The 1,748-nt window shown below is 70.9% G+C and carries 1 protein-coding gene; it reads right to left on the bottom strand.

Going from position 1 to position 1,748, the window contains the following annotated elements; all coding sequences use genetic code 11:
- Nucleotides 1-1,748 (bottom strand): condensation domain-containing protein (locus ACLEQD_RS42765; RefSeq protein ID WP_410391705.1); only part of this gene is annotated, 1,748 nt, incomplete at both ends.

The following is a 1,748-nucleotide window of genomic DNA, read 5'->3' as shown; positions in this document are numbered from 1 at the left end:
CGACGGCCGGCGCTTCCGGCTGCACCCGCGCCAGCTCCGCGAAGCGCTCCGGAATCCCCTGCCCTTCCGGCAGCACCACGTCGGTGGCATTCCACTCCACCAGCACCTGCTGGCGCTCCACCTCACCCAGCAGCGGCAGGTCCAGCACTCGCGCATCCGGACGCGCCGCGATGCCCTCCAGCAACACGCCGAAGTGCTTCAGCATCCGCTCGGCGGTCGCCGCTTCGAACAGGTCGGTGCTGTACTCCAGCGCCACGGCGAGCCCGGAGGCGCTCTCCATGACGGAGAGCGACAGCTCGAACTTGACCGTTTCGCCTTCCGCTTCGATCGGACGCAGGCGCAGACCGGTCGGCAACTGGACCGACGGCAGCGTCGCGTTCTGAAGGGAGAACATCACCTGGAAGAGCGACGAACGGCTCATGTCGCGCTCCGGCTTCAGCTCCTCCACCAGCTTCTCGAACGGCACTTCCTGGTGCGCATACGCGCCGAGCGCCACCTCCCGCACCTGCCGCAGCGTCTGCCGGAAGCTGGGGTTGCCATCCAGCCGCGTGCGCAGCACGAGCGTGTTGATGAAGAAGCCGATGAGGCCTTCCAGCTCCGCGCGGTTGCGGCCCGCGATGGGCGTACCCACGCTGATGTCGTCCTGGCCGCTGTAGCGGGAGAGCACGACCTGCCACGCCGCCAGCAACGTCATGAAGGGCGTGGCGCCCTCCTGCCGGCTCAGCTCCCAGAGCGCGTCGCGCAGCGCGGCCGGCAACGTCACCGAACGGCTGGTGCCCCGGAACGTCTGCATCGCCGGGCGCGGCTTGTCCGTCGGCAGCTCCAGCGCATGCGGAGCCCCCGCGAGCTGCTGCTTCCAGTAACCGAGCTGCGCCTCCAGGACCTCGCCCCGCAGCCAGCCGCGCTGCCAGGCCGCGTAGTCCGCGTACTGCACCGGCAGCTCCGGCAGCGGCGACGGCTGGCCCGTGCTGAACGCGCCGTAGAGCGTCCCCACTTCGCGGATCAGCACGCCTCGCGACCAACCGTCGGAGACGATGTGGTGCACCGAGAGCAGGAGCACGTGCTCGGTGTCACTCAGGCGGATCAACGTCACCCGGAACAACGGGCCCCGCTCCAGGTCGAACGGACGCCGGACCTCTTCCTCCGCCAGGGCCTGGGCGCGTGCCTCGGCGTTCGCGTCGGACGACAGGTCCACCTGCGCCAGCGGCACCTCCGCCGCGGGCGCCACGACCTGCACGGGTTGGCCTTCCTGCGCTCGGAACGTGGTGCGCAGGGATTCGTGACGGCGCACCAGCTCCGTGAACGTGCGGCGCAGCGCGGCCACGTCCAGGGCCCCCGACAGCCTCACGGCCGTCGGGATGTTGTAGAAGGCGCTGCCCGGCTCCAGCTGATCCAGGAACCAGAGGCGCTGCTGCGCGAAGGACAGCGGCAGCTCGCCCGTGCGGTCCGCCGGCACCAGGGCCGGCATCTGGATGCCCGTCCCGGCCTGCACCGCGGCGTCGATGCGGAGGCCCAGCTGCTCCAGCGTCGGGTGCTCGAAGAGCGCGCGTAGGGGCAGCTCCGCCTGGAACGTCTGGCGGATCCGCGAGATGGCCTGCGTCGCCAGCAGCGAGTGCCCGCCCAGCTCGAAGAAGTTGGACCTGGGGCCCACCTGCTTCGCGCCCAGCAGCTCACTCCAGATGGCCGCCAGCCGCTGCTCCGTGGGCGTGCGCGGGGCGACGAAGTCCTGCGCGTCCGTCGCTTCGGGC

The organism is Corallococcus sp. 4LFB, from assembly GCF_046520365.1.
Classification (GTDB): Bacteria; Myxococcota; Myxococcia; order Myxococcales; family Myxococcaceae; genus Corallococcus; species Corallococcus caeni.
The sequence above is the reverse complement of the archived record's forward strand: the minus strand, read 5'-3'. Positions and strand labels throughout refer to the sequence as shown.